The organism is Xanthobacter autotrophicus ATCC 700552, assembly GCF_043194565.1.
GTDB classification, from domain to species: domain Bacteria; phylum Pseudomonadota; class Alphaproteobacteria; order Rhizobiales; family Xanthobacteraceae; genus Xanthobacter; species Xanthobacter autotrophicus_F.
This window is the reverse complement of record NZ_JBAFVS010000016.1, coordinates 64756-84556: the sequence shown is the minus strand read 5'-3', so window position 1 is coordinate 84556 and position 19801 is coordinate 64756. Positions and strand designations below refer to the sequence as shown.

Annotated in this window: 16 protein-coding genes; 9 read left to right on the top strand and 7 right to left on the bottom strand. The window is 67.6% G+C overall.

Going from position 1 to position 19801, the window contains the following annotated elements:
* The first annotated feature begins 44 nt into the window (after nt 1-44).
* From ftsW to murC, 3 genes are all read left to right on the top strand, one after another.
* Nucleotides 45-1244 carry a putative lipid II flippase FtsW gene (ftsW, locus tag V5F48_RS16915; RefSeq protein ID WP_394259643.1) on the top strand — a complete coding sequence of 400 codons (1200 nt, stop codon included), beginning with the start codon at nt 45-47 and terminating at the stop codon, nt 1242-1244.
* 227 nt (nt 1245-1471) lie between these two features.
* On the top strand, nt 1472-2599 hold the full coding sequence (murG, locus tag V5F48_RS16910) for an undecaprenyldiphospho-muramoylpentapeptide beta-N-acetylglucosaminyltransferase (RefSeq protein ID WP_394259642.1): 1128 nt from the start codon (nt 1472-1474) through the stop codon (nt 2597-2599).
* Complete coding sequence (gene murC, locus V5F48_RS16905) at nt 2596-4008, top strand: UDP-N-acetylmuramate--L-alanine ligase (protein ID WP_394259641.1); 1413 nt, start codon at nt 2596-2598, stop codon at nt 4006-4008. Before murG ends, murC begins: the two co-directional genes overlap by 4 nt.
* A gap of 127 nt (nt 4009-4135) precedes the next feature.
* Here murC and ccrA read toward each other — a convergent pair whose 3' ends face one another.
* On the bottom strand, nt 4136-5419 hold the full coding sequence (gene ccrA / locus V5F48_RS16900) for a crotonyl-CoA carboxylase/reductase (protein ID WP_394108557.1): 1284 nt from the start codon (nt 5417-5419) through the stop codon (nt 4136-4138).
* A gap of 265 nt (nt 5420-5684) precedes the next feature.
* Between ccrA and V5F48_RS16895 the strand changes: the two genes are divergently transcribed.
* The 5 genes from V5F48_RS16895 to V5F48_RS16875 all read left to right on the top strand — a co-directional run bounded on the left by V5F48_RS16895 (nt 5685) and on the right by V5F48_RS16875 (nt 11060).
* Nucleotides 5685-5921 (top strand): GlsB/YeaQ/YmgE family stress response membrane protein, encoded by a 237-nt coding sequence (locus V5F48_RS16895; protein ID WP_394108556.1) that lies wholly within the window; start codon nt 5685-5687, stop codon nt 5919-5921.
* 221 nt (nt 5922-6142) lie between these two features.
* Nucleotides 6143-8116: a methylmalonyl-CoA mutase family protein gene (locus V5F48_RS16890; protein WP_394259640.1), complete on the top strand. Its 1974-nt coding sequence runs from the start codon at nt 6143-6145 to the stop codon at nt 8114-8116.
* Between the two features lie 278 nt (nt 8117-8394).
* Nucleotides 8395-9291, top strand: coding sequence for a VOC family protein (locus tag V5F48_RS16885; protein ID WP_394259639.1), 897 nt, complete (start codon nt 8395-8397; stop codon nt 9289-9291).
* Between the two features lie 173 nt (nt 9292-9464).
* The gene (locus V5F48_RS16880; RefSeq protein WP_394259638.1) at nt 9465-10400 is read left to right on the top strand and encodes a DMT family transporter; all 936 of its coding nucleotides are present in this window, start codon (nt 9465-9467) and stop codon (nt 10398-10400) included.
* Between the two features lie 108 nt (nt 10401-10508).
* Entirely contained in the window at nt 10509-11060 is a 552-nt protein-coding gene (locus V5F48_RS16875) for a GlcG/HbpS family heme-binding protein (protein ID WP_394259637.1), read from the top strand.
* A 103-nt stretch (nt 11061-11163) separates the two neighbouring features.
* Here the strand turns inward: V5F48_RS16875 and serA are convergent, their stop codons facing one another.
* Nucleotides 11164-12750, bottom strand: a complete 1587-nt coding sequence (serA, locus tag V5F48_RS16870; protein ID WP_394259636.1) for a phosphoglycerate dehydrogenase — start codon at nt 12748-12750, stop codon at nt 11164-11166.
* A gap of 417 nt (nt 12751-13167) precedes the next feature.
* On the bottom strand, nt 13168-14343 hold the full coding sequence (locus V5F48_RS16865) for a phosphoserine transaminase (protein WP_394259635.1): 1176 nt from the start codon (nt 14341-14343) through the stop codon (nt 13168-13170).
* 191 nt (nt 14344-14534) lie between these two features.
* Between V5F48_RS16865 and V5F48_RS16860 the strand changes: the two genes are divergently transcribed.
* Nucleotides 14535-16049, top strand: a complete 1515-nt coding sequence (locus V5F48_RS16860) for a Fic family protein (RefSeq protein WP_394259634.1) — start codon at nt 14535-14537, stop codon at nt 16047-16049.
* A 102-nt stretch (nt 16050-16151) separates the two neighbouring features.
* On the opposite strand, the gene V5F48_RS16855 is transcribed toward V5F48_RS16860, so the two are convergent.
* The 4 genes from V5F48_RS16855 to V5F48_RS16840 are packed head-to-tail and all read right to left on the bottom strand — an operon-like array spanning nt 16152 to nt 19751.
* Nucleotides 16152-16982 (bottom strand): metal ABC transporter permease, encoded by an 831-nt coding sequence (locus V5F48_RS16855; protein WP_394259633.1) that lies wholly within the window; start codon nt 16980-16982, stop codon nt 16152-16154.
* Nucleotides 16982-17845: a metal ABC transporter permease gene (locus V5F48_RS16850; protein WP_394108548.1), complete on the bottom strand. Its 864-nt coding sequence runs from the start codon at nt 17843-17845 to the stop codon at nt 16982-16984. The genes V5F48_RS16855 and V5F48_RS16850 overlap by 1 nt, the downstream gene beginning before the upstream one ends.
* The gene (locus V5F48_RS16845; RefSeq protein WP_394259632.1) at nt 17845-18747 is read right to left on the bottom strand and encodes a manganese/iron ABC transporter ATP-binding protein; all 903 of its coding nucleotides are present in this window, start codon (nt 18745-18747) and stop codon (nt 17845-17847) included. The genes V5F48_RS16850 and V5F48_RS16845 overlap by 1 nt, the downstream gene beginning before the upstream one ends.
* Nucleotides 18744-19751 (bottom strand): metal ABC transporter substrate-binding protein, encoded by a 1008-nt coding sequence (locus V5F48_RS16840; protein ID WP_394259631.1) that lies wholly within the window; start codon nt 19749-19751, stop codon nt 18744-18746. The genes V5F48_RS16845 and V5F48_RS16840 overlap by 4 nt, the downstream gene beginning before the upstream one ends.
* Nucleotides 19752-19801: the final 50 nt, after the last annotated feature.

Here is a 19801-nt window from a genome sequence, read left to right as displayed (position 1 = left end):
GGACGCATGGTGCGGCAGTTGTTCCGCACCGGAGTTGCCGTCCCATGATGTCGCGCGCCGACCGCACCGTCTTGAGCGAATGGTGGTGGACGGTGGACCGCGCCCTGCTGGCGGCCCTCTGCGGCCTGATGGTGATCGGCATCATCATGTGCCTTGCCGCGAGCCCTGCGGTGGCCGCGCGCCTCGGCATCGCGGACCCGTTTCACTTCGTCAACCGGCAGGTGCTGTTCCTGGTGCCCGCCGCGGCGGTGATGATCGCCACCTCCTTCCTGTCGCCGCGCGCGCTCAGGCGCATCTGCATTGTGGCGTTCGCCATCTTCTTCGTGCTGCTCATGGCCACCCTGGTGGTGGGGCCGGAGGTGAAGGGCGCGCGGCGCTGGCTCACCATTGCCGGCGTCACCGTGCAGCCGTCCGAATTCATCAAGCCGGCCTTCGTCATCCTTGCCGCCTGGCTGTTCGCCGAGAGCACCAAACGGCCGGAAATGCCTGCCACGCTCCTCGCCTTCGGACTGCTCGGCAGCGTCCTCGGCCTGCTGGTGAAGCAGCCGGACTTCGGCCAGAGCCTGCTGATCTCGCTGGTGTGGGCCTCGCTGTTCTTCCTCGCGGGGCTGCGCTGGATCTGGATGGTGGGGCTGGTGGGCGTGGGCGCGGGGGGCGGCTTCATCGCCTACATGACCGTGTCCCACGTGCAGAAGCGTATCAATCGCTTCCTCAATCCCGATTCCGGCGATACCTACCAGATCGACGCCGCGCTCAACTCGTTCCGCAACGGCGGCTGGTTCGGCCAGGGGCCGGGCGAGGGCACCATGAAGCGCATGCTGCCGGACGGGCACACCGACTTCGTCTTCGCCGTGGCCGGGGAGGAATTCGGCATCATCCTGTGCCTCATCATCCTCGCCCTGTTCGCCTTCATCATCCTGCGGTCGCTGTCGCGGGCCTCGAAGGAGAGCGATCCCTTCACCCGCTTCGCCATCACCGGCCTTGCGCTGCTGTTTGGGCTGCAGGCGGCCATCAACATGGCGGTGAACGTGCACATCGCCCCCGCCAAGGGCATGACGCTGCCCTTCATCTCCTATGGCGGCTCATCGCTCATCTCCATCGCCTTCGGCATGGGCATGCTGCTGGCCCTCTCGCGAAAAAGACCCGGCGCGGCGGCGCTGGCGGCGCTGACCGAGAAGCCGACGGTGGAACCCGTCGCCCGTCCGGTCGCGCCACCCGCCGGCGCCGTGCCGGACCCGGCCTGAAGCCCGCGCGGCGTCTGAGCGAAGCGGATCGCGGGATGCGCGAGCATCCTTGCGATCCGGCAAGGAAGCCCGCGCGGCGTCTGAGCGATGGGGAAACGCGGGATGCGCGAGTATCCCGCCCTCCCTTCCCCGGAACGGCCGCATTGGCGGGGCAGCAAGCCCAATCTGGCCGGTCCTGTCGGCTTTTCGAGGTGCGGGGCCGATCGGATCGGCCATGCGAGGGTGATGTGACGCAGATTGTTCTTCTCGCCGCCGGCGGTACCGGCGGCCATCTGTTTCCGGCGGAAGCGCTCGCCGCGGCGCTCGGCCGGCGTGGGTTCGACGTGGACCTCGCCACCGATGCCCGCGCCGCCCGCTATGCCGGACATTTCCCGGCGCGGGAACTGCATGTGCTGCCCGCCGATACGGTGCGCGGCCGCTCCCCGGTGGCGCTGGCCCGCACCGGATTCGCCCTCGCCTCGGGCCTCGTCTCCTCCCTCACGCTGCTCAGGCGGGTGAAGCCGGTGGCCGTGGTGGGCTTCGGCGGCTATCCCACCGTGCCGCCCCTGCTCGCGGCCTCTTTCATGGGCGTGCCGAGCCTGATCCACGAGGCGAACGGCGTCATGGGCCGGGCCAACCGCATGCTGGCGCGGCGCGTCACCGCCATCGCCACCGGCTTTCCCGGCATCGTCGCGGGTGATCCGGCCCTCGCCCCCAAGGCGGTGTGGACCGGCAATCCCCTGCGCCCGTCCGCCATCGCCGCCGCGGCGACGCCCTATGATCCGCCGGTGGCCGGGGGCGAACTGCGCCTCCTCGTGTTCGGCGGCAGCCAGGGCGCGCGGGTGATGTCAGACGTGGTGCCGGAGGCCATCGAGCGGCTCGACGCCGACCTGCGATCCCGCCTCGTCCTCACCCAGCAGGCGCGGGAGGAGGATCTGGAGCGGGTGAAGGCCACTTACGCCCGGCTCGGCGTGCGGGCGCTGGTGGCGCCCTTCTTCGACGATTTGCCGGCGCGCATGGCTGCGGCCCATCTGGTGGTGGCGCGCTCCGGCGCCGGGACGGTGGCGGAGCTGGCCGCCATCGGCCGGCCCGCCATATTGGTGCCCTTGCCCCACGCCCTCGACCAGGACCAGGCGGCCAACGCCCGTTCGCTGGGGGATGTGGGTGCGGCGCTGGTGCTGCGGCAGGTGGAATTCGATCCCGACCGGCTGGCGCTGGAACTCCACAGCTTTGCCAGCGAACCTCGATCATTGACGCAGATGGCGGATAAGGCCAGAAGCCAGGGCGTGCTCGACGCAGCGGAACGACTGGGCGATCTCGTCCGGCATCTGGCGGCAGAAGGCGCGGTCGCAACCTTTCAGGGGAAACGGGCATGAAGTTGCCGTCCGGCCTTGGCTCCATCCATTTCGTCGGCATCGGCGGCATCGGCATGAGCGGCATCGCCGAGGTGCTGCACAATCTCGGCTACGAGGTGCAGGGCTCGGACGTGGCCGACAGCGCCAACGTGAAGCGCCTGCGCGACCTCGGCATCAAGGTGATGATCGGCCACGCGGCGGCCAACGTGGATGACGCGGACGTGGTGGTGGTCTCCTCCGCCATCAAGCGCGACAATCCCGAACTGGTGGCCGCCCGCGCCAAGCGCCTGCCGGTGGTGCGCCGCGCCGAGATGCTGGCCGAGCTGATGCGGCTGAAGAGCTGCGTCGCCATCGCCGGCACCCATGGCAAGACCACCACCACCTCGCTGGTGGCGACCCTGCTCGACGCCGGTAATTTCGACCCCACCGTCATCAATGGCGGCATCATCAACGCCTACGGCACCAATGCCCGCCGGGGCGATGGCAACTGGATGGTGGTGGAGGCGGACGAGAGCGACGGCACCTTCCTGAAGCTGCCCACGGAAGTCGCCATCGTCACCAATGTGGACCCCGAGCACCTCGACCATTTCAAGACCTTCGACAAGGTGCAGGACGCCTTCAAGGCCTTCGTGGAGAACGTGCCCTTCTACGGCTTCGCGGTGATGTGCATCGACCACCCGGTGGTGCAGGCCCTGGTGGGGCGCATCGAAGACCGGCGCGTCATCACCTATGGCGAGAACCCGCAGGCGGACGTGCGTCTGGTGGACGTGGACCTGAAGGGCGGCATCACCCGCTTCGGCGTGGTCTTCCGCAACCGGGCGGGCGAGACCGTGCACGAAATCTCCGGCCTCAAGCTGCCCATGCCCGGCAAGCACAATGCGCTGAATGCCACCGCCGCCATCGCGGTGGCCCATGAGCTGAAGGTGCCGGACGACAAGATCATCGAGGCCATCGGCAGCTTCGGCGGGGTGAAGCGGCGCTTCACCCGCACCGGGGAGTGGAACGGCGTCACCGTGTTCGACGATTACGGCCACCACCCGGTGGAGATCGCCGCCGTGCTGAAGGCGGCGCGGGCGGCGAGCGAGGGGCAGGTGATCGCCGTGGTGCAGCCGCACCGCTATTCGCGCCTCGCCTCCCTGTTCGACGAATTCTGCACCTGCTTCAACGATGCCGACCATGTGGTGGTGGCCCCGGTCTATGCCGCCGGCGAGGCCCCCATCGAAGGCGCGGACCGGGAGCATCTGGTGCAGGGCCTCATCGCCCACGGCCACCGCTCGGTGACGGCGCTGGACGGACCGGAGAAGCTGGCCGAAGTGGTGGGCGCGCTGGCGAAGCCGGGCGACTACGTGATCTGCCTCGGTGCCGGCTCCATCAGTTCATGGGCCTATGCCCTGCCGGGGGACCTTGGAGCGCTCAAGCCGGCGGCGTGAGGGGGCGGTTTCGGGGAGGACGTGTCGGCGCGCGCGTGAGCCATGCGGATCTCACCACCGTCATCCCCCGGCTTGACCGGGGGATGACGCTGTCTTCGGGGGATGACGCTGTCCTAAGAGACCAGCCTTACTTCTTCGCGCCGGCCTCGATCACGTCATCGATGGTGCGCAGGCCGGTGCGGGGGGCGTTGACCAGAACCGCCATGTTGCCGGGGGCATGCTGGTTCTTCCACATCTTGGTGTGCGCCTCGGGGATGCGGTCCCAGGGGAATACTTCCGACATGCAGGGGTCCACGCGCCGGTCGATGATGAACTGGTTGGCGGCGGAGGCCTGCTTGAGGTGGGCGAAGTGCGAGCCCTGGATGCGCTTCTGGCGCATCCACACATAGCGGGCGTCGAAGGTGATGTTGAAGCCGGTGGTGCCGGCGCAGAACACGATCATGCCGCCGCGCTTGCCCACCAAAGTGGAGACCGGGAAGGTCTGTTCGCCGGGATGCTCGAACACGATGTCCACGTCGCGCTTGCCGGTGATGTCCCAGATGGCCTTGCCGAACTTGCGCGCTTCCTTGGTCCACTCGGTGTATTCGGGCGAATTGACCTTGGGCAGCTGGCCCCAGCACTTGAAGTCCTTGCGGTTGATCACGCCCTTGGCGCCGAGGCCGAGGACATAATCGCGCTTGGTCTCGTCGGAGATGACGCCGATCACATGGGCGCCGGAGGCGGCGGCGAGCTGCACGCCGAACACGCCGAGGCCGCCAGAGGCGCCCCACACCAGCACGTAGTCGCCCGGCTTCACCGTGTGCGGCGGGTGGCCGAACAGCATGCGGTAGGCGGTGGCCATGGTGAGGGTGTAGCAGGCGCTCTCTTCCCAGGTCAGGTGCTTGGGGCGCGGCATCAGCTGGCGCGCCTGCACCCGGCAGAACTGGGCGAAGGAGCCGTCCGGCGTCTCATAGCCCCAGATGCGCTGGGACGGCGAGAACATGGGGTCGCCGCCGTTGCACTCCTCGTCGTCGCCGTCGTCCTGGTTACAGTGGACGACCACCTCGTCGCCCACTTTCCAGCGCTTCACCTTGGCGCCCACCGCCCAGACGACGCCGGACGCGTCGGAACCGGCAATGTGGTACGGCAGCTTGTGCACGTCGAACACGGAGATGGGTTCGCCGAGGCCGGCCCAGATGCCGTTGTAGTTCACGCCCGCGGCCATGACGTAGACCAGCACGTCGTTCTCGCCCAGCTCCCAGGTGGGGACCACTTCCAGCTGGAACGACTCTTCCGGCGGCCCGTGGCGCTCGCGACGGATGGCCCAGGCATACATCTGCGCCGGCACGTGGCCGAGGGGCGGAACCTCGCCCAGCTCATAAAGGTCCTTCACCGGTCCCTCGTTCGCGTTGGCGGCTGCCGTCTGGGCCATGGCTATCGTCCTCTCCGTGCGTGTGCGGACCGTTCGGTCACGTCTTTGGGGGCTTCTTGCATTGCAGCGTAGCAGAGAAAAATTCCAAAGCGATACCCCCCTTTGGACCATCGGGGGGACATGTTTCCGCGTTCTGCGAACCACAAGGCCACGCTCGCGTTGTCATTCCCGCGGCGCGCCGGGAGCGCTAGGCTGGCGTCGTCGCGGGACGGGCCGGCCGCCGGGGCGGACAGGCCGGGGAGGCGACAACGAAAGGGGACGGGAAATGCAGGTCTTGTGGATGATCATCGTCGGCGTCATCGCCGGCTTCCTGGCGGGGCAGATTTTCCAGGGCTACGGCTTCGGCCTTCTGGGCAACATCGCGGTCGGCATCGTCGGCGCGCTCATCGGCGGCTTCCTGTTCGGCGGCGTGTTCGTTGTGGGTGGCGTCATCGGCCAGATCATCTCGGCCACCATCGGCGCGGTGATTCTGCTGTTCATCATCTCGCTGGTGAAAAGGTAGAGGCGCGATCCCGCACCTCACGATGCCTTGCCGATGCCTTGCCGCGATGCCCTGTTGTGCCCGGGGCGTCGCGGTCGCCCTCCCGATCCGCGACTAGAGCCCGCGGACCCGCGTGCCCGCCGGAGGGGATCACCCATACCCCCCCAAATTTCCCATCGACGCCGCGGGCATTGCGACGCACAATTGCGTCAAATCCAGAACGACCGATGGGGGAAGCAGGAATGGTGGTGCGCGACAAACCCTGGCTCTTCCGCACCTATGCGGGCCACTCGACTGCCACGGAGTCCAACAAGCTCTACCGTTCCAACCTCGCCAAGGGCCAGACCGGCCTGTCGGTCGCCTTCGACCTGCCCACCCAGACCGGCTACGACAGCGACCATCCGCTCGCGCGCGGCGAGGTGGGCAAGGTGGGCGTGCCCATCTCCCATCTCGGCGACATGCGCACCCTGTTCGACGGCATCCCGCTCGCCGAGATGAACACGTCCATGACCATCAACGCCTGCGCGGCGTGGCTGCTCTCGCTTTACATCGCCACCGCCGACGAGCAGGGCGCGGACCGCACCAAGCTGCAGGGCACCACCCAGAACGACATCATCAAGGAATATCTGTCGCGCGGCACCTATGTGTTCCCGCCGGCGCCGTCCATGCGGCTGACCAAGGACACCATCATCTTCACCACCGAGTACCTGCCCCGGTGGAACCCCATGAACGTGTGCTCCTACCACCTGCAGGAGGCCGGGGCGACGCCGGTGCAGGAGCTGGCCTTCGCGCTCGCCAACGCCATCGCCATCCTCGACACGGTGAAGAAGTCCGGCGAGGCGGAAGGCAAGGTCTTCGGCGAGGTGGTGGGGCGCATCTCCTTCTTCGTGAACGCCGGCATGCGGTTCATCACCGAGATGTGCAAGATGCGCGCGTTCGTGGATCTGTGGGACGAGATCTGCGTCAACCGCTACGGCATCACCGACGCCAAGCAGAAGCTGTTCCGCTACGGCGTGCAGGTCAATTCCCTCGGCCTCACCGAGCAGCAGCCGGAGAACAACGTCTACCGCATCCTTCTGGAGATGCTGGCCGTCACCCTCTCCAAGGGCGCCCGCGCCCGCGCCGTGCAGCTGCCCGCCTGGAACGAGGCGCTGGGCCTGCCGCGCTCGTTCGACCAGCAATGGTCGCTGCGCATGCAGCAGGTGCTGGCCTATGAGACCGACCTGCTCGACTACGGCGACATCTTCGACGGTTCCACCGAGATCGCAAGGAAGGTGGAACAGCTGAAGGAGGAAGCCCGCGCGGAGCTCGCCCAGATCGACGCCATGGGCGGGGCGGTGGCGGCCATCGAGAATTCCTACATGAAGCAGCAGCTGGTGGAATCCAACACCCGCCGGCTGGAGGCCATCGAGCGCGGCGAGCAGGTGGTGGTGGGCGTCAACCGCTGGACCGAGACCGAGCCCTCGCCCCTGACCACCGGGGAGGGCGCCATCCTCACCGTGCCCGAGGGCGTGGAGGCGGAGCAGATCGCGCGCCTGCAGGCCTGGCGCGAGGCGCGCGACAACAAGGCGGCGGCGGCGGCGCTGGCGGCGCTGAAGAGCGCGGCGCAGGAGGGACGCAACATCATGGAGCCCTCCATCGTCTGCGCCAAGGCCGGCATCACCACCGGCGAATGGGGCACCTGCCTGCGCGAGGTGTTCGGCGAATACCGCGCCCCCACCGGCGTCGGCCGCGCCGCCCGCGTGGACACGCAGGGGCTGGACGAGGTGCGCAAGGGCGTGGACGCGGTGTCCGAGAAGATCGGCCGGCGCATCAAGTTCCTGGTGGGCAAGCCGGGCCTCGACGGCCATTCCAACGGCGCCGAGCAGATCGCCGTGCGCGCCCGCGACTGCGGCATGGAAGTGGTCTACGAGGGCATCCGCCTGACCCCGGCCGAGATCGTGAACGCCGCGCTGGAGGAGAGCGTGCACGTCATCGGCCTGTCCATCCTTTCCGGCTCCCATGTGCCGCTGGTGCGCGACGTGATGGAGCGGCTGCGGGCCGAGGGGCTTTCCGACATCCCGGTGGTGGTGGGCGGCATCATCCCGCCGGAGGACGAGGTGCAGTTGAAGGGCTTCGGCGTGACCGCGGTCTACACCCCGAAGAATTTCGAGCTGAACCGCATCATGGCCGACATCGTCGCCATCGTGGACCGGCAGGCCCAGAAGGCGGCCTGAGGCGCGGCGTCGCGCTCTTTCTCCGGGGTGCGGGGCGGGCCGCCTGCCCCCTCCCCAACCCTCCCCCGCAAGCGGGAGAGGGGGCGCGGCGCGAACGGGTGCGTGTTTTCTCAAGGATCGCAACGTTCTCCTGCCACGATCCGGCCGCAGGCACATGCTCCGGCGCCGCACACTCCTTGCATCAGTGCAATGGCAAAAGAGTGTGGGTGTCGTCATATTTGGAGCAACGCAGGCGGTGGACCCCGTGAGGGACATCGCTGCCTGCCCGGAGCTTCAGCATGACCAACGCCCTCTTCCTGTCCCCTGAAACCGCGCCCCACGACCTTGCCCTCGGCGCCGTGGCGCTGACGAGCCGCGATCCCGAGCGCCTTGTCCCCTTCTATCGCGACGGGGTGGGCCTTGATGTGCTCTCCACCGGCGAGACCATTGTGCTCGGCGCCGGCGGCCGCCCGCTGGTGGAGATCACCCGCCGGCCGGATGCGGCCCGCGCCGCCGTGCGCGCGCCCGGCCTGTTCCACATGGCCATCCGCGTGCCCGACCGCGCGAGCCTCGCCGCGCGGTTGCTCGCCCTGCACCACATGGGCCTGCGGATGGGTGCGTCCGACCACCTGGTGAGCGAGGCGCTCTATGTGGACGACCCGGACGGCAACGGCATCGAGATCTACCGCGACCGTCCCGCCGAGGAATGGCCGCGCACCCCGGACGGCGCCATCGCCATGGCGACGCTGCCCCTCGACCTCGCCGCGCTGGCCCGTGAGGCACCGCCGGCCGCGCACCCCGCGCCTGCGGGCACGGAGATGGGGCGTGTGCCCGCGCCTGCGGGCACGGATATGGGACACGTGCACCTCAAGGTTTCCGACCTGGAGGCGGCGCGGCGCTTCTGGGTGGATACGGTGGGCCTCACCATCATGGCGCGCTATCCCGGCGCCCTGTTTGTGAGCGCCGACGGCTATCACCACCATCTGGGCCTGAACACCTGGCAATCCTCGGGCGCGCCCGCGCCGGCGGCCGGCACGGCGGGTCTCGACCATTTCACCGTGCGGCTTCCGCTGGCCGCCGTCGAAGCCCTCGGTCAGCGCCTCGCGGCGGCGGGCGTTGAATTCACGGCGCTTGAAGGGGGCGGTCTGACGGTCCGCGACCCCTCCGGCAACACGGCCCAGTTCCGCCCGGCCTGAGGGCCGGGCAAGCGCGGGCGCGATCCATCACGCAGGCTGATGGGTGGGTTCGCTAAAATCGATTTCCCTCACGCGTCGGATGACGCTACAGCGGTCGCCTGCTGGAGCACGCTCCGCCCGAGCTGGCTCCAGGCCCGCGCCGAAGGCGTGGATCGCATCACGCGGGAGGAAAGATGTCGGCAAGGTCCTCGCGCCCGTCCGGATTCGCCCTTTACGACGCGCCCTACCTGCTGCTCACCGTCACGGCGCTGCTGTGGGCCATCAACATGGTGATCGGCCGCTTCGTCGCCGGCCATGTGCCGCCGGTGACGCTGGCCTTCGTGCGCTGGACCGGGGCGACGCTGATCCTTTTGCCCTTCGCCCTCGGGCAGCTGCGGCGCGACCTGCCGCTCATCCGCCGTCATTTCTGGCTGCTGGTGCTGCTCGCGGCCACCGGCATCGCCTGCTACAACGCCATGAGCTATTACGGCCTGCAATATACACAGGCCCTCAATGGCCTTCTCGTGCAGTCCACTGCGCCGCTGCTGGTGGCCCTGTGGACCTTCTTCATCTTCCGCGAGCGGCTGAGTCTTGGCCAGATGGCCGGCATCGTCACCTCGCTGGTGGGTGTGCTGGTGATCATCAGCCACGGTAGCCTCGATACCTTCCTGCATCTCAAGCCCAACGTCGGCGACGTGTGGATCATCTTCGCCCTGTTCATCTATGCCTTCTATGCCGCCATGCTGCGCAAGCGGCCGGCGCTGGGGCCGCTCTCCTTCCTCGTGGTGATCATGGCGCTGGGCTCGGTGCTGCTGGTGCCGTTCGCACTGTGGGAAGCGGCGCTGGGGCACACCCTGCGGTTTGACCGGATGACGCTGACGGTGCTGGCCTATGTGATGGTCGGCCCGTCCATCGTCGCCTATCTGTTCTTCAACCGGGGGGTGGAACTGGTGGGAGCCAACGCCGCTGCGCCGTTCCTGCATCTCATGCCGGTGTTCGGCACGGCGCTGGCCATCGTCTTTTTGGGCGAGACCATGGCCTGGTACCATGTGGCGGGCTATGCGCTGGTCATCGCCGGCATCGCGCTGGCGACCCTGTCGGCCCGCGCCAGGGTCCGGCCGCCCGCCTGAACGGCTGGGCCGTCACGCCTGCGTGAAACCGTTAAGATTTATATTAAGAGGTTACATCCTCTCTGCTAGGAGCGGTCCTGCCGGACGAGCCGGCAGGAGGTGAAGAGCATGAGCAAGGGGATTTCGACCACGGGTGTTGGCGCGCGCGTGCGCGGCGGGCTGCTGGCGCTGCTGCTGGCGGGTGGGATCATGGCGGCCGCGCCGGCGGTGGCGCAAGTCCGCGGGTCCGGCTGGGAGCTGCCGCTGACGCTCGCCAACGAGGCCGCGCTGGAGGCGGTGCGCGCCTGCGCCGAGAAGGGCTGGCCGGTCTCCGTGGCGGTGGTGGATGTGTCCGGGGAGATCCGTGTGCTGGTGAAGGGCGACCATTCCACCACCCACACCCGCACCTCCAGTTTCCGCAAAGCCTATACGGTGGCGACGCTGGGGCCGGTGTTCGGCTTCGACACCCTCTCGGCCTTCGTGGAGAAGACTCGTGGCGGGCCCAACACCCAGGCGCTCGCCTCCCTGCCGGATATCCTGCTTCTGGCCGGCGGCGTCGGCGTGAAGGCGAAGGGGGAGATCGTGGCCGCCATCGGCGTCGGCGGCGCACCGGGCGGGGAGAAGGACGAGGCCTGCGCCGCCGCTGGCCTTGCCAGGATCGCCGACCGTCTGCCGCATTGAAGCACGACCTGTCCCGCCTTCGACCGGCGCCGATCGCGTCACGCGGGAACGAAAACGGCCGCCCAGGGGGCGGCCGTTGCGGGTTGTTCAGAACGCGAGTGCCTCAGAACGCGAGGGATTTGGCGGCCTTCACCTGCGGCAGCGCCTGCACCTTGGCGAGCACGTCGGCCGGCACGGTGCCGTCCACCGCCACCAAAGCGATGGCGTCGCCGCCCAGGTGGTCGCGGCCGAGGGCGAAGGTGGCGATGTTCAGGCCCGCATCGCCCAGCAGGCCGGCGAAGCGGCCGATGAAGCCGGGCTTGTCTTCGTTGGTGATGTAGATCATGGAGGGGGCGAACTCGGCGTCCACCATGATGCCCTTGATGTTCACGATGCGCGGGCGGCCGTCCGCGAACACGGTGCCGGATATCGAGCGCTCGAGCGTGTCGGTCACCACGGTGAGGGTGATGAGGCTGTCGTAGTCGCCGGTGGCGGCGCGGGTGGTCTCCTCGATGACGATGCCGCGCTCCCTGGCGACGGTGGGGGCGGACACCACGTTGATTTCCGACAGCACCGGGCGCAGCAGGCCGGCCACGGCGGCGGCGGTCAGCGCCTTCACCTTCAGCTCCGCCACCGCGCCCTCATAGACGATGCGCACGGTCTTGATGTCGGTGTCGGTGAGCTGGCCGGCGAACGAGCCGAGCTTTTCCGCCAGCTCCACATAGGGCTTCAGCTTGGGGGCTTCCTCGGCGGTGATGGAGGTAAAGTTCACCGCGTTGGTGATGGCGCCGGTGAGCAGGTAGTCGCTCATCTGCTCGGCCACCTGCAGGGCCACATTCTCCTGAGCCTCGGTTGTGGCGGCGCCCAGGTGGGGCGTGCACACCACGTTGGGGTGGCCGAACAGGGGATTGGTCTCAGCCGGCTCCACCGCGAACACGTCGAAGGCGGCGCCGGCCACCTGCTTCGCATCGAGGGCGTCGCGCAGGGCGGCTTCGTCCACGAGGCCGCCGCGGGCGCAGTTGATGATGCGCACGCCCTTCTTGCATCTGGCAATATTCTCGGCCGAGAGGATGTTCTTGGTCCTCTCGGTGAGCGGGGTGTGCAGGGTGATGAAGTCGGCGCGGGCGAGCAGGTCGTCCAGCTCCACCTTCTCCACGCCGAGGTCCAGCGCCCGCTCCACCGAGAGGAAGGGATCGAAGGCGATCACCTTCATCTTCAGGCCCACGCCGCGCTCTGCGACGATGGAGCCGATGTTGCCGCAGCCGATGATGCCCAGCGTCTTGGCGGTGACCTCGACGCCCATGAAGCGGTTCTTCTCCCACTTGCCGGCCTGAGTGGAGGCATCCGCCGCCGGGATCTCGCGGGCCAGCGCGAACATCATGGCGATGGCATGCTCGGCGGTGGTGATGGAATTGCCGAACGGCGTGTTCATCACGATCACGCCCTTGGCGGTGGCCGCCGGCAAATCCACGTTGTCGACGCCGATGCCGGCGCGGCCGATGACCTTGAGGCGGTTCGCCTGTGCCAGGATCTTCGGGGTGACCTTGGTGGCCGAGCGGATGGCGAGGCCGTCATAGTCGCCGATGATGGCGGCGAGCTTGTCCTTGTCCTTGCCGAGGTCGGGCTGGAAATCCACCTCGATGCCGCGATCCTTGAAGATCTGCACGGCGGCGGGCGACAGCTTGTCGGAGATGAGTACGCGGGGTGCCATGGAAGGGGCTCCGGAAAAGGGGGGTGTCCGGCCGGGCATGCGCGCGCGTTCCGCGCTTCACCGGCGTGAACCCTCTCCCGCTTGCGGGGGAGGAGAGAATGGGGGGTGAGCCGCTGCCGCAGCTCTTGCCGCTGCAAGCCCTCTCCCGCTTGCGGGGGAGGGTTGGGAGGGGGCAGGTCCCGGAGATGGGTCGGGTGCCTCTCCCCTCTCCCCTCGCGGGAGAGGGGCCGGAGGTGAGGGGGCTTCGGGCAAGGCGGTTCGGGGGGCGGGCACGGGCACGTGCGGTGGGGCTTTTACCCCTCACCCTAACCCTCTCCCGCAAGGGGAGAGGGGACCGACCGCTTCGAACCCGAGACCGCTCACGCGGCCCGAGTCACCCTGCCGACCTCACGCCGCCCGACCTCACCCCACCAGACCTCACGCCGCTTTCGGCAGCGCGGACTTGGCCTCGGTGAAGGCCCAGTCGAGCCAGTGGGTCAGGGCTTCCACGTCGGCCCGTTCCACGGTGGCGCCGCACCAGATGCGCAGGCCGGGAGGGGCGTCGCGATAGGCGCCGATGTCGTAGGCGATGCCGCCCTTCTCAAGGCCGGAGGCGATGGCCTTGGCGAAGGCCGCCTGCGCGTCGGCGGGCAGCGACGTCACGTCCTGATCCACCACCTTCAGGCATACGGACGTGTTGGAGCGCGTCACCGGGTCGCTCGCCAGGAAGTCCACCCACGGCGTGCGATGCACCCACTGGGCGATGGCCTCGAAGTTGCGGTTGGAGCGCTCCTGCAGGGCGCTAAGCCCGCCCACATTCTTCGCCCACTTGAGCGCGTCGAGATAGTCTTCCACGCACAGCATGGAGGGCGTGTTGATGGTTTCGCCCTCGAAGATGCCTTCGATGAGCTTGCCGCCCTTGGTCATGCGGAAGATCTTGGGCAGCGGCCAGGCCGGCTTGTAGGTTTCAAGCCGCTCCACCGCGCGGGGGGAGAGGATGAGGATGCCGTGCGCGCCCTCGCCGCCGAGCACCTTCTGCCAGGAGAAGGTGACCACGTCGAGCTTGGCGAAATCCAGCTTCTGCGCGAACGCCGCCGAGGTGGCATCGCAGATGGTGAGGCCGGCGCGGTCGGCCGGGATCCAGTCCGCGTCCGGCACCATGACGCCGGAGGTGGTGCCGTTCCAGGTGAAGACCACGTCGTGGGAGAAATCCACCTGCGTGAGGTCCGGCAGCGCGCCATAGGGGGCGGTCAGCGCGCGGGCGTCGGCGAGCTTGAGCTGCTTGACCACATCGGTCACCCAGCCTTCGCCGAAGCTTTCCCAGGCCAGCATGTCCACCGGGCGGGCGCCCAGCATGGACCACAGCACCATCTCCACGGCGCCGGTATCGGAAGCGGGAACGATGCCGATGCGGTAGTCAGCCGGGACTTCCAGCACGTCGCGGGTGAGGTCGATGGCCTCTTTGAGCTTGGCCTTGCCCACCTTGGCGCGGTGCGACCGGCCCAGCGGCGCGTCCGAGAGGCCTTCCAGCGTCCAGCCGGGACGCTTGGCACAGGGGCCGGACGAAAAGTTCGGGTTCTCCGGACGGGTGGCCGGAGCAGGATTCGTCGTCATGTGGTCCATCCTTACAGATGGGCGCCTCCCGTTGGGGGGAGGTGTCCCGCGGATGGGGTTACGCCCGAGGGGGCGGGGGCGTCAAGGGCACGACGTGGTGGGGTGAAGCGCCCCAGCGCACCTCACGCTATGCGTTTTTGGATGTGATGGTGAAATTGTAATTGAATTTTGATACTGATAAGCCTTTCTGGATGAGTGACGCCTCTCGTGAAAACAACGACGCCCTGATCGGCCATGGGTGGCTGCGCGCGCATTTCGGGTTGCGCGTTCCGCCGCCTTTCACCGAGAGCTACGCCGTGGCTGGCGCCCGGCGCAGGGACGTATCAGACCGCCGTGTCGTCGAATTCTACCCCCGCTCCTATGCGACGGGCGACGATCCGGTGGCAAACCTGCGCTTCGCCTTGCGCTACGAGCCTCTCGATCTGCGCATCCTCGTCGGCGCCCTTGCGGCGATGCGGCCTGAAACCATCGAGAACTGGGTTCGCGCGGAGCCTACGGGCGCCTATGCCCGGCGGGCCTGGTTCTTCTACGAATACTTTCTCGGCCGGCGGCTCGATCTGCCCGACGTGACCACGGGCAACTACGTCTTCGCGCTCGACGAGGAGAAGCACATCACCGGCGCGCGGCGGAACTCGCAGCGGCACCGCGTGGCCGACAATCTGCTCGGGACGCCGGCATTCTGTCCCACGGTACGCCGGACCTCGCGCCTGCTGGAGCGGATGGCCCTCCATGTGGACGCGGAAGCGCGCGCCCTGGTGGAGAGCTACGACCCTGCTTTGCTCGCCCGCGCGGTTACCTATCTCTACACCAAGGAGACGCGCTCCTCCTTCGCCATTGAGGGCGAGAGCCCAAGTCCCCAGCGCGCAGAGCGTTTCATTGCAGCGCTGCGAAAGGCTGCGAGCTTCGATACTGGAAGCAAGGCGGCCATCGTGGACTTGCAGAACGCCATCGTCGACCCGAGGTATGCGGCCCGCGACTGGCGCGACTTCCAGAACTTCGTCGGCTCGACCACCGTGGATTTCCGGGAGGATGTCCACTTCATCTGCCCTCGTCCGCAGGACGTGCCCGCGCTCATGGAGGGCTGGATGGATCTGGCGCGGCGCCTCATGGCGGGGGGCGTGGATCCGGTCGTGGCGGCCGCCGTCACGGCGTTTGCCTTCGTCTTCATTCATCCGTTCGAGGACGGCAACGGGCGCATCCATCGCTTCATGATCCACCATGTGCTGAGCCGGACGGGCTTCAGCCCGGGCAGCGTGATCTTCCCGGTATCCGCGGCGATCATCCGGGACCAGCGGGGCTATGACGAGGTGCTGGAGAGCTTCTCGCAGCCCCTGCTTGCCCTGACCGAGTGGGCATGGACGGCGGAACGGGAGATCGTCGTTCAGAATGACACGGCGCCTCTCTTCCGCTTCTTCGATGCAACAGCAGTCGTCGAATACCTCTATGATCGGGTCGTCGACACGGTCCAGATCGACCTCAAGGAAGAACTCGGCTTCCTCGCAGTCTTCGACCGCGCGTTCGAACGGGTTCGCGACATTGTCGACATGCCGGACCGTCGCGCATCCCTTCTGATCCGCCTCATGCTCCAGAACGGCGGCCGGTTGTCGCTGGCCAAGCGGTCTCAGTTCAAGGAACTGACGGACGAGGAGATCGCCGCCATGGAGATCGCCGTGCAGAAGGCGAAGGCTGGCGAGCCTGACGACTGAGGGACGGCGTGTTCCGTGCAGGATTGATTAGGCTCCTTCAAAATCACTTATCGTTCCGCCTTGGCGACCGAGTTTGATTATAAAAGACCCCCGCCGAGGGTTTCAACCCGCCGCTTCCACCCGCCCCGCCTTCACCCGCACCCCCACGAAGGCGGCGATGAAGACCGCCGTCATCAGCAGCACGATGGTGGGCGCCGGTGCGGAATCGAGGAAGAAGGAGAGGTAGACGCCGCAGAGCGCGCAGCCCACCGCCACCGCCACCGCCACCACCAGCATGAAGCCGAAGCGGCGGGTGATGAGGAAGGCGATGGCCCCCGGCGCGATCAGAAGCGACACGGCGAGGATGATGCCCACCGCTTTCAGCGCCGCGACGATGGTCAGCGACAGCATCACCAGAAGCCCGTAATGCAGCAGGCCCACGCGCAGGCCCACCGCGCGCGCCTGCGCCGGATCGAAGGCGTTCAGCAGCAGGTCGCGCCATTTGGCCAAAAGCGCCAAAGTCACGAGGCCGCAGATGATGGCGCTCTCGGCGATATCGCCCCAGGTCACGCCCAGCATGTCGCCGAACAGGATGTGGTCGAGGTGCACGTCCGACTGGATCTTGGTGTAGAGCACCAGCCCCAGCCCGAACATGCCGGAGAAGACCACGCCCATCACCGTGTCTTCCTTGATGCGGCTGTTGGCCTTCAAATATCCGGTGCCGAGCGCGCACACCATGCCGGCCACGAAGGCGCCGAAGGCCAAAGGCAGGCCGGCCATATAGGCCAGCACCACGCCGGGCAGCACGGCGTGGGAGACGGCGTCGCCCATCAGCGACCAGCCCTTCAGCACCAGGAAGCAGGAGAGCAGCGCCATGGGCACCGCCACCAGCGCCGAGATGGCCAGCGCGCTCAGCATGAAATCGAACTGGAACGGCGCGAGAAGGGTGTCCATCACGCCCCGTCCTCCCTCAAGGCCAGCGCCGCCTGCCGCCGCGCCGCCAGCAGCCCGTGCTTGGGGGCGAAGACGAAGGCGGTGAGGAAGATGAGGGTCTGCAGCACCACGATGATGCCCCCCGTCGCCCCGTCCACGAAATAGGAGAGATAGGCGCCGGTAAAGCTCGTGCCCGCGCCGATGATCACCGACAGGGTGATGAGGCGCGGGAAGCGGTCGGTGAGGAGATAGGCGGTGGCCCCCGGCGTCACCACCATGGCGATGACGAGGAAGGCCCCCACCGTCTGCAGCGCCGCCACCGTGCAGGCGGACAGCAATGTGAAGAACATGATCTTCAGGAAGGTGGGGTTGAGGCCGATGGAACGGGCGTGGCTCTCGTCGAAGAAGGTCACCATCAGGTCCTTCCAGAACACAAGAAGAAGCGCCAGCGAGACGAAGCCGATGAGCGCCAGTTGCAATGTGTCTTCCGGCGAGATGGCGAGGATGTTGCCGAGCACGATGGTCTGCACGTTCACTGACGTGGGGGAGAGCGAGACCATGAACAGGCCGAGGCCGAAGAAGGATGTGAAGATGAGGCCGATGACGGCATCTTCCTTCAGCTTGGTGCGCTCCTGCAAAAACAGCATGGCCCCGGCCGCCAGCGCGCCGGAGAAGAAGGCGCCGAGCGAGAACGGCAGGCCCAGCATGTAGGCCCCGGCCACCCCCGGCACGATGGCATGGGACAGGGCATCGCCGATGAGCGACCAGCCCTTGAGCATGAGGAAGGCGGACAGGAACGCGCACACCGCCCCCACCAGCGCGCTCACCCACATGGCGTTGACCATGTAGGAATAGCCGAAGGGCTCAAGCAGCAGGGCCATCATCACCCGATCCCCTCGGAGGAACCGGCGGTGCCGCTGGCGGCGGGGCGGTCCTTGTAGAGCACGAGGGGGCGCTCGTCGTCGGTCAGCACGCCCAGCGTGCCGGTGGCGGTGGAGTGGCTCTCGTCCAGCACGAAATGGCGCAGCACGCCGCCGAAGGCCTTCTCCAGGTTCACCTGGGTGAAGATCTCCGAGGTGAGGCCATAGGCCAGCACCGTGCCCTTGATGAGCACCGTGCGATCGCAGAATTCCGGCACAGAGCCCAGATTGTGGGTGGAGACCAGCATCACCCGCCCCTCGTCGCGCAGGGCCTTGAGCAGGGCGATGATGGCGTCCTCGGTCTTCACGTCCACGCCGGTGAAGGGCTCGTCGAGCAGGATCACGCGGGCGTCCTGCGCCAGCGCGCGGGCCAGGAACACGCGCTTCCTCTGCCCGCCGGAAAGCTCGCCGATCTGGCGATGGCGGAATTCCAGCATGTTGACGCGGCCGAGCGCCGCCGTCACCGCCTCATGGTCGGCGCGGCGGGGCATGCGCAGGAAGTTCATGTGGCCGTAGCGGCCCATCATCACCACGTCTTCCACCAGCACGGGGAAGCTCCAGTCCACCTCCTCGGACTGGGGCACATAGGCCACCACGTTGCACTTCAGCGCCGCGCGCACGCTCATGCCGAGGATGGTGACGGACCCCTTCGCCGCCGACAGGAAGCCCATGATGGTCTTGAACAGGGTGGACTTGCCCGAGCCGTTCACCCCCACCAGCGCGGTGATGGTGCCGGTGGGAATCTCAAAGCTCGCGTCGCGCAGGGCGGTATGGCCGTTGCGATAGGTGACGGTGACATGCTCGACGCTGAGGCCGGCGCCGGCCGCGTCCACGTGCGACAGGGCCGGATCGAGGGGGGCATTCATCGGGGCGCACCTTCGGTGAGGCCGGCCGCGATGGTGGTGGAGGTGACGCGCAGCAGGTCGAGATAGGTGGGCACCGGGCCCGCGGCATCGCTGAGCGAATCCACATAGAGCACGCCGCCGTAGCGGGCGCCGGTTTCCCGCGCCACCTGCTTGGCCGGCTCGGCCGAGATGGTGCTCTCGGAGAAGATGGCGGGGATCTTGTCCGCCCGCATGCGGTCCACCACGCGGCGCACCTGCTGGGGCGTGCCCTGCTGGTCGGCGTTGATGGGCCACAGGTAGAGCGGCTTCAGGCCGAAATCCCGCGCCAGATAGCTGAAGGCGCCCTCGCTGGTGACCAGCCAGCGCTGGTCCGGCGGCACCTTCTCCAGAGCGGCGCGGATGGGGGCGATGGTGGCGGTGATCTTGGCCTTGTAGGCCTCGGCGTTCGCCTTGTAGGTGGCGGCGTTGGCCGGATCGTATTTCACCAGCGCGTCGCGGATATTGTCCACATAGATGAGGGCGGCGGCGGGCGACATCCAGGCATGGGGATTGGGCTTGCCGGAATAGGGGCCTTCGGTGATGCCCATGGGCTCGACGCCGTCGGAGATCACCACGCTCGGCACGTTCTTCAGCCGCGAGAAGAACTTCTCGAACCACAGTTCGAGGTTCAGGCCGTTCCACAGGATGAGGTTGGCGCCCTGGGCCTTGATGAGGTCGCCGGGGGTGGGCTGGTAATTGTGGATCTCGGCGCCGGGCTTGGTGATGCTATCCACCTGCGCGGCGTCGCCCGCCACGGTCTTCGCCATGTCGGCGATGATGGTGAAGGTGGTGACCACCTTCAGCTTGCCCGCGGCCTGCGCGGGTCCGGCGGATGGCAGTACCGCCAGAGCGGCCACCAGGGTGGCGAGAAGCACGACGCCGGCCGCCGAAAAGATGCGGCCGAGGGCAAGATCCAGGCAATGGGTCGAAAGACCGGCCGTCCAACAATCCGGGCAGCGCATGAAGCCGCGCTCCAATTCAATCATCGCAACAATTTGCGATCCGTTTGCAAAAATAGGCCGACGAAACTGCAATT

Bases quoted from the DNA above. Each gene is read 5' to 3' on its own strand.
- ftsW (WP_394259643.1), top strand. From the start codon at position 45: ATGATGTCGCGCGCCGACCGCACCGTCTTGAGCGAATGGTGGTGGACG.
- murC (WP_394259641.1), top strand. From the start codon at position 2,596: ATGAAGTTGCCGTCCGGCCTTGGCTCCATCCATTTCGTCGGCATCGGC.
- ccrA (WP_394108557.1), bottom strand. From the start codon at position 5,419: ATGGCCCAGACGGCAGCCGCCAACGCGAACGAGGGACCGGTGAAGGAC.
- V5F48_RS16895 (WP_394108556.1), top strand. From the start codon at position 5,685: ATGCAGGTCTTGTGGATGATCATCGTCGGCGTCATCGCCGGCTTCCTG.
- V5F48_RS16890 (WP_394259640.1), top strand. From the start codon at position 6,143: ATGGTGGTGCGCGACAAACCCTGGCTCTTCCGCACCTATGCGGGCCAC.
- V5F48_RS16885 (WP_394259639.1), top strand. From the start codon at position 8,395: ATGACCAACGCCCTCTTCCTGTCCCCTGAAACCGCGCCCCACGACCTT.
- V5F48_RS16880 (WP_394259638.1), top strand. From the start codon at position 9,465: ATGTCGGCAAGGTCCTCGCGCCCGTCCGGATTCGCCCTTTACGACGCG.
- V5F48_RS16875 (WP_394259637.1), top strand. From the start codon at position 10,509: ATGAGCAAGGGGATTTCGACCACGGGTGTTGGCGCGCGCGTGCGCGGC.
- serA (WP_394259636.1), bottom strand. From the start codon at position 12,750: ATGGCACCCCGCGTACTCATCTCCGACAAGCTGTCGCCCGCCGCCGTG.
- V5F48_RS16865 (WP_394259635.1), bottom strand. From the start codon at position 14,343: ATGACGACGAATCCTGCTCCGGCCACCCGTCCGGAGAACCCGAACTTT.
- V5F48_RS16860 (WP_394259634.1), top strand. From the start codon at position 14,535: ATGAGTGACGCCTCTCGTGAAAACAACGACGCCCTGATCGGCCATGGG.
- V5F48_RS16855 (WP_394259633.1), bottom strand. From the start codon at position 16,982: ATGGACACCCTTCTCGCGCCGTTCCAGTTCGATTTCATGCTGAGCGCG.
- V5F48_RS16850 (WP_394108548.1), bottom strand. From the start codon at position 17,845: ATGATGGCCCTGCTGCTTGAGCCCTTCGGCTATTCCTACATGGTCAAC.
- V5F48_RS16845 (WP_394259632.1), bottom strand. From the start codon at position 18,747: ATGAATGCCCCCCTCGATCCGGCCCTGTCGCACGTGGACGCGGCCGGC.
- V5F48_RS16840 (WP_394259631.1), bottom strand. From the start codon at position 19,751: ATGATTGAATTGGAGCGCGGCTTCATGCGCTGCCCGGATTGTTGGACG.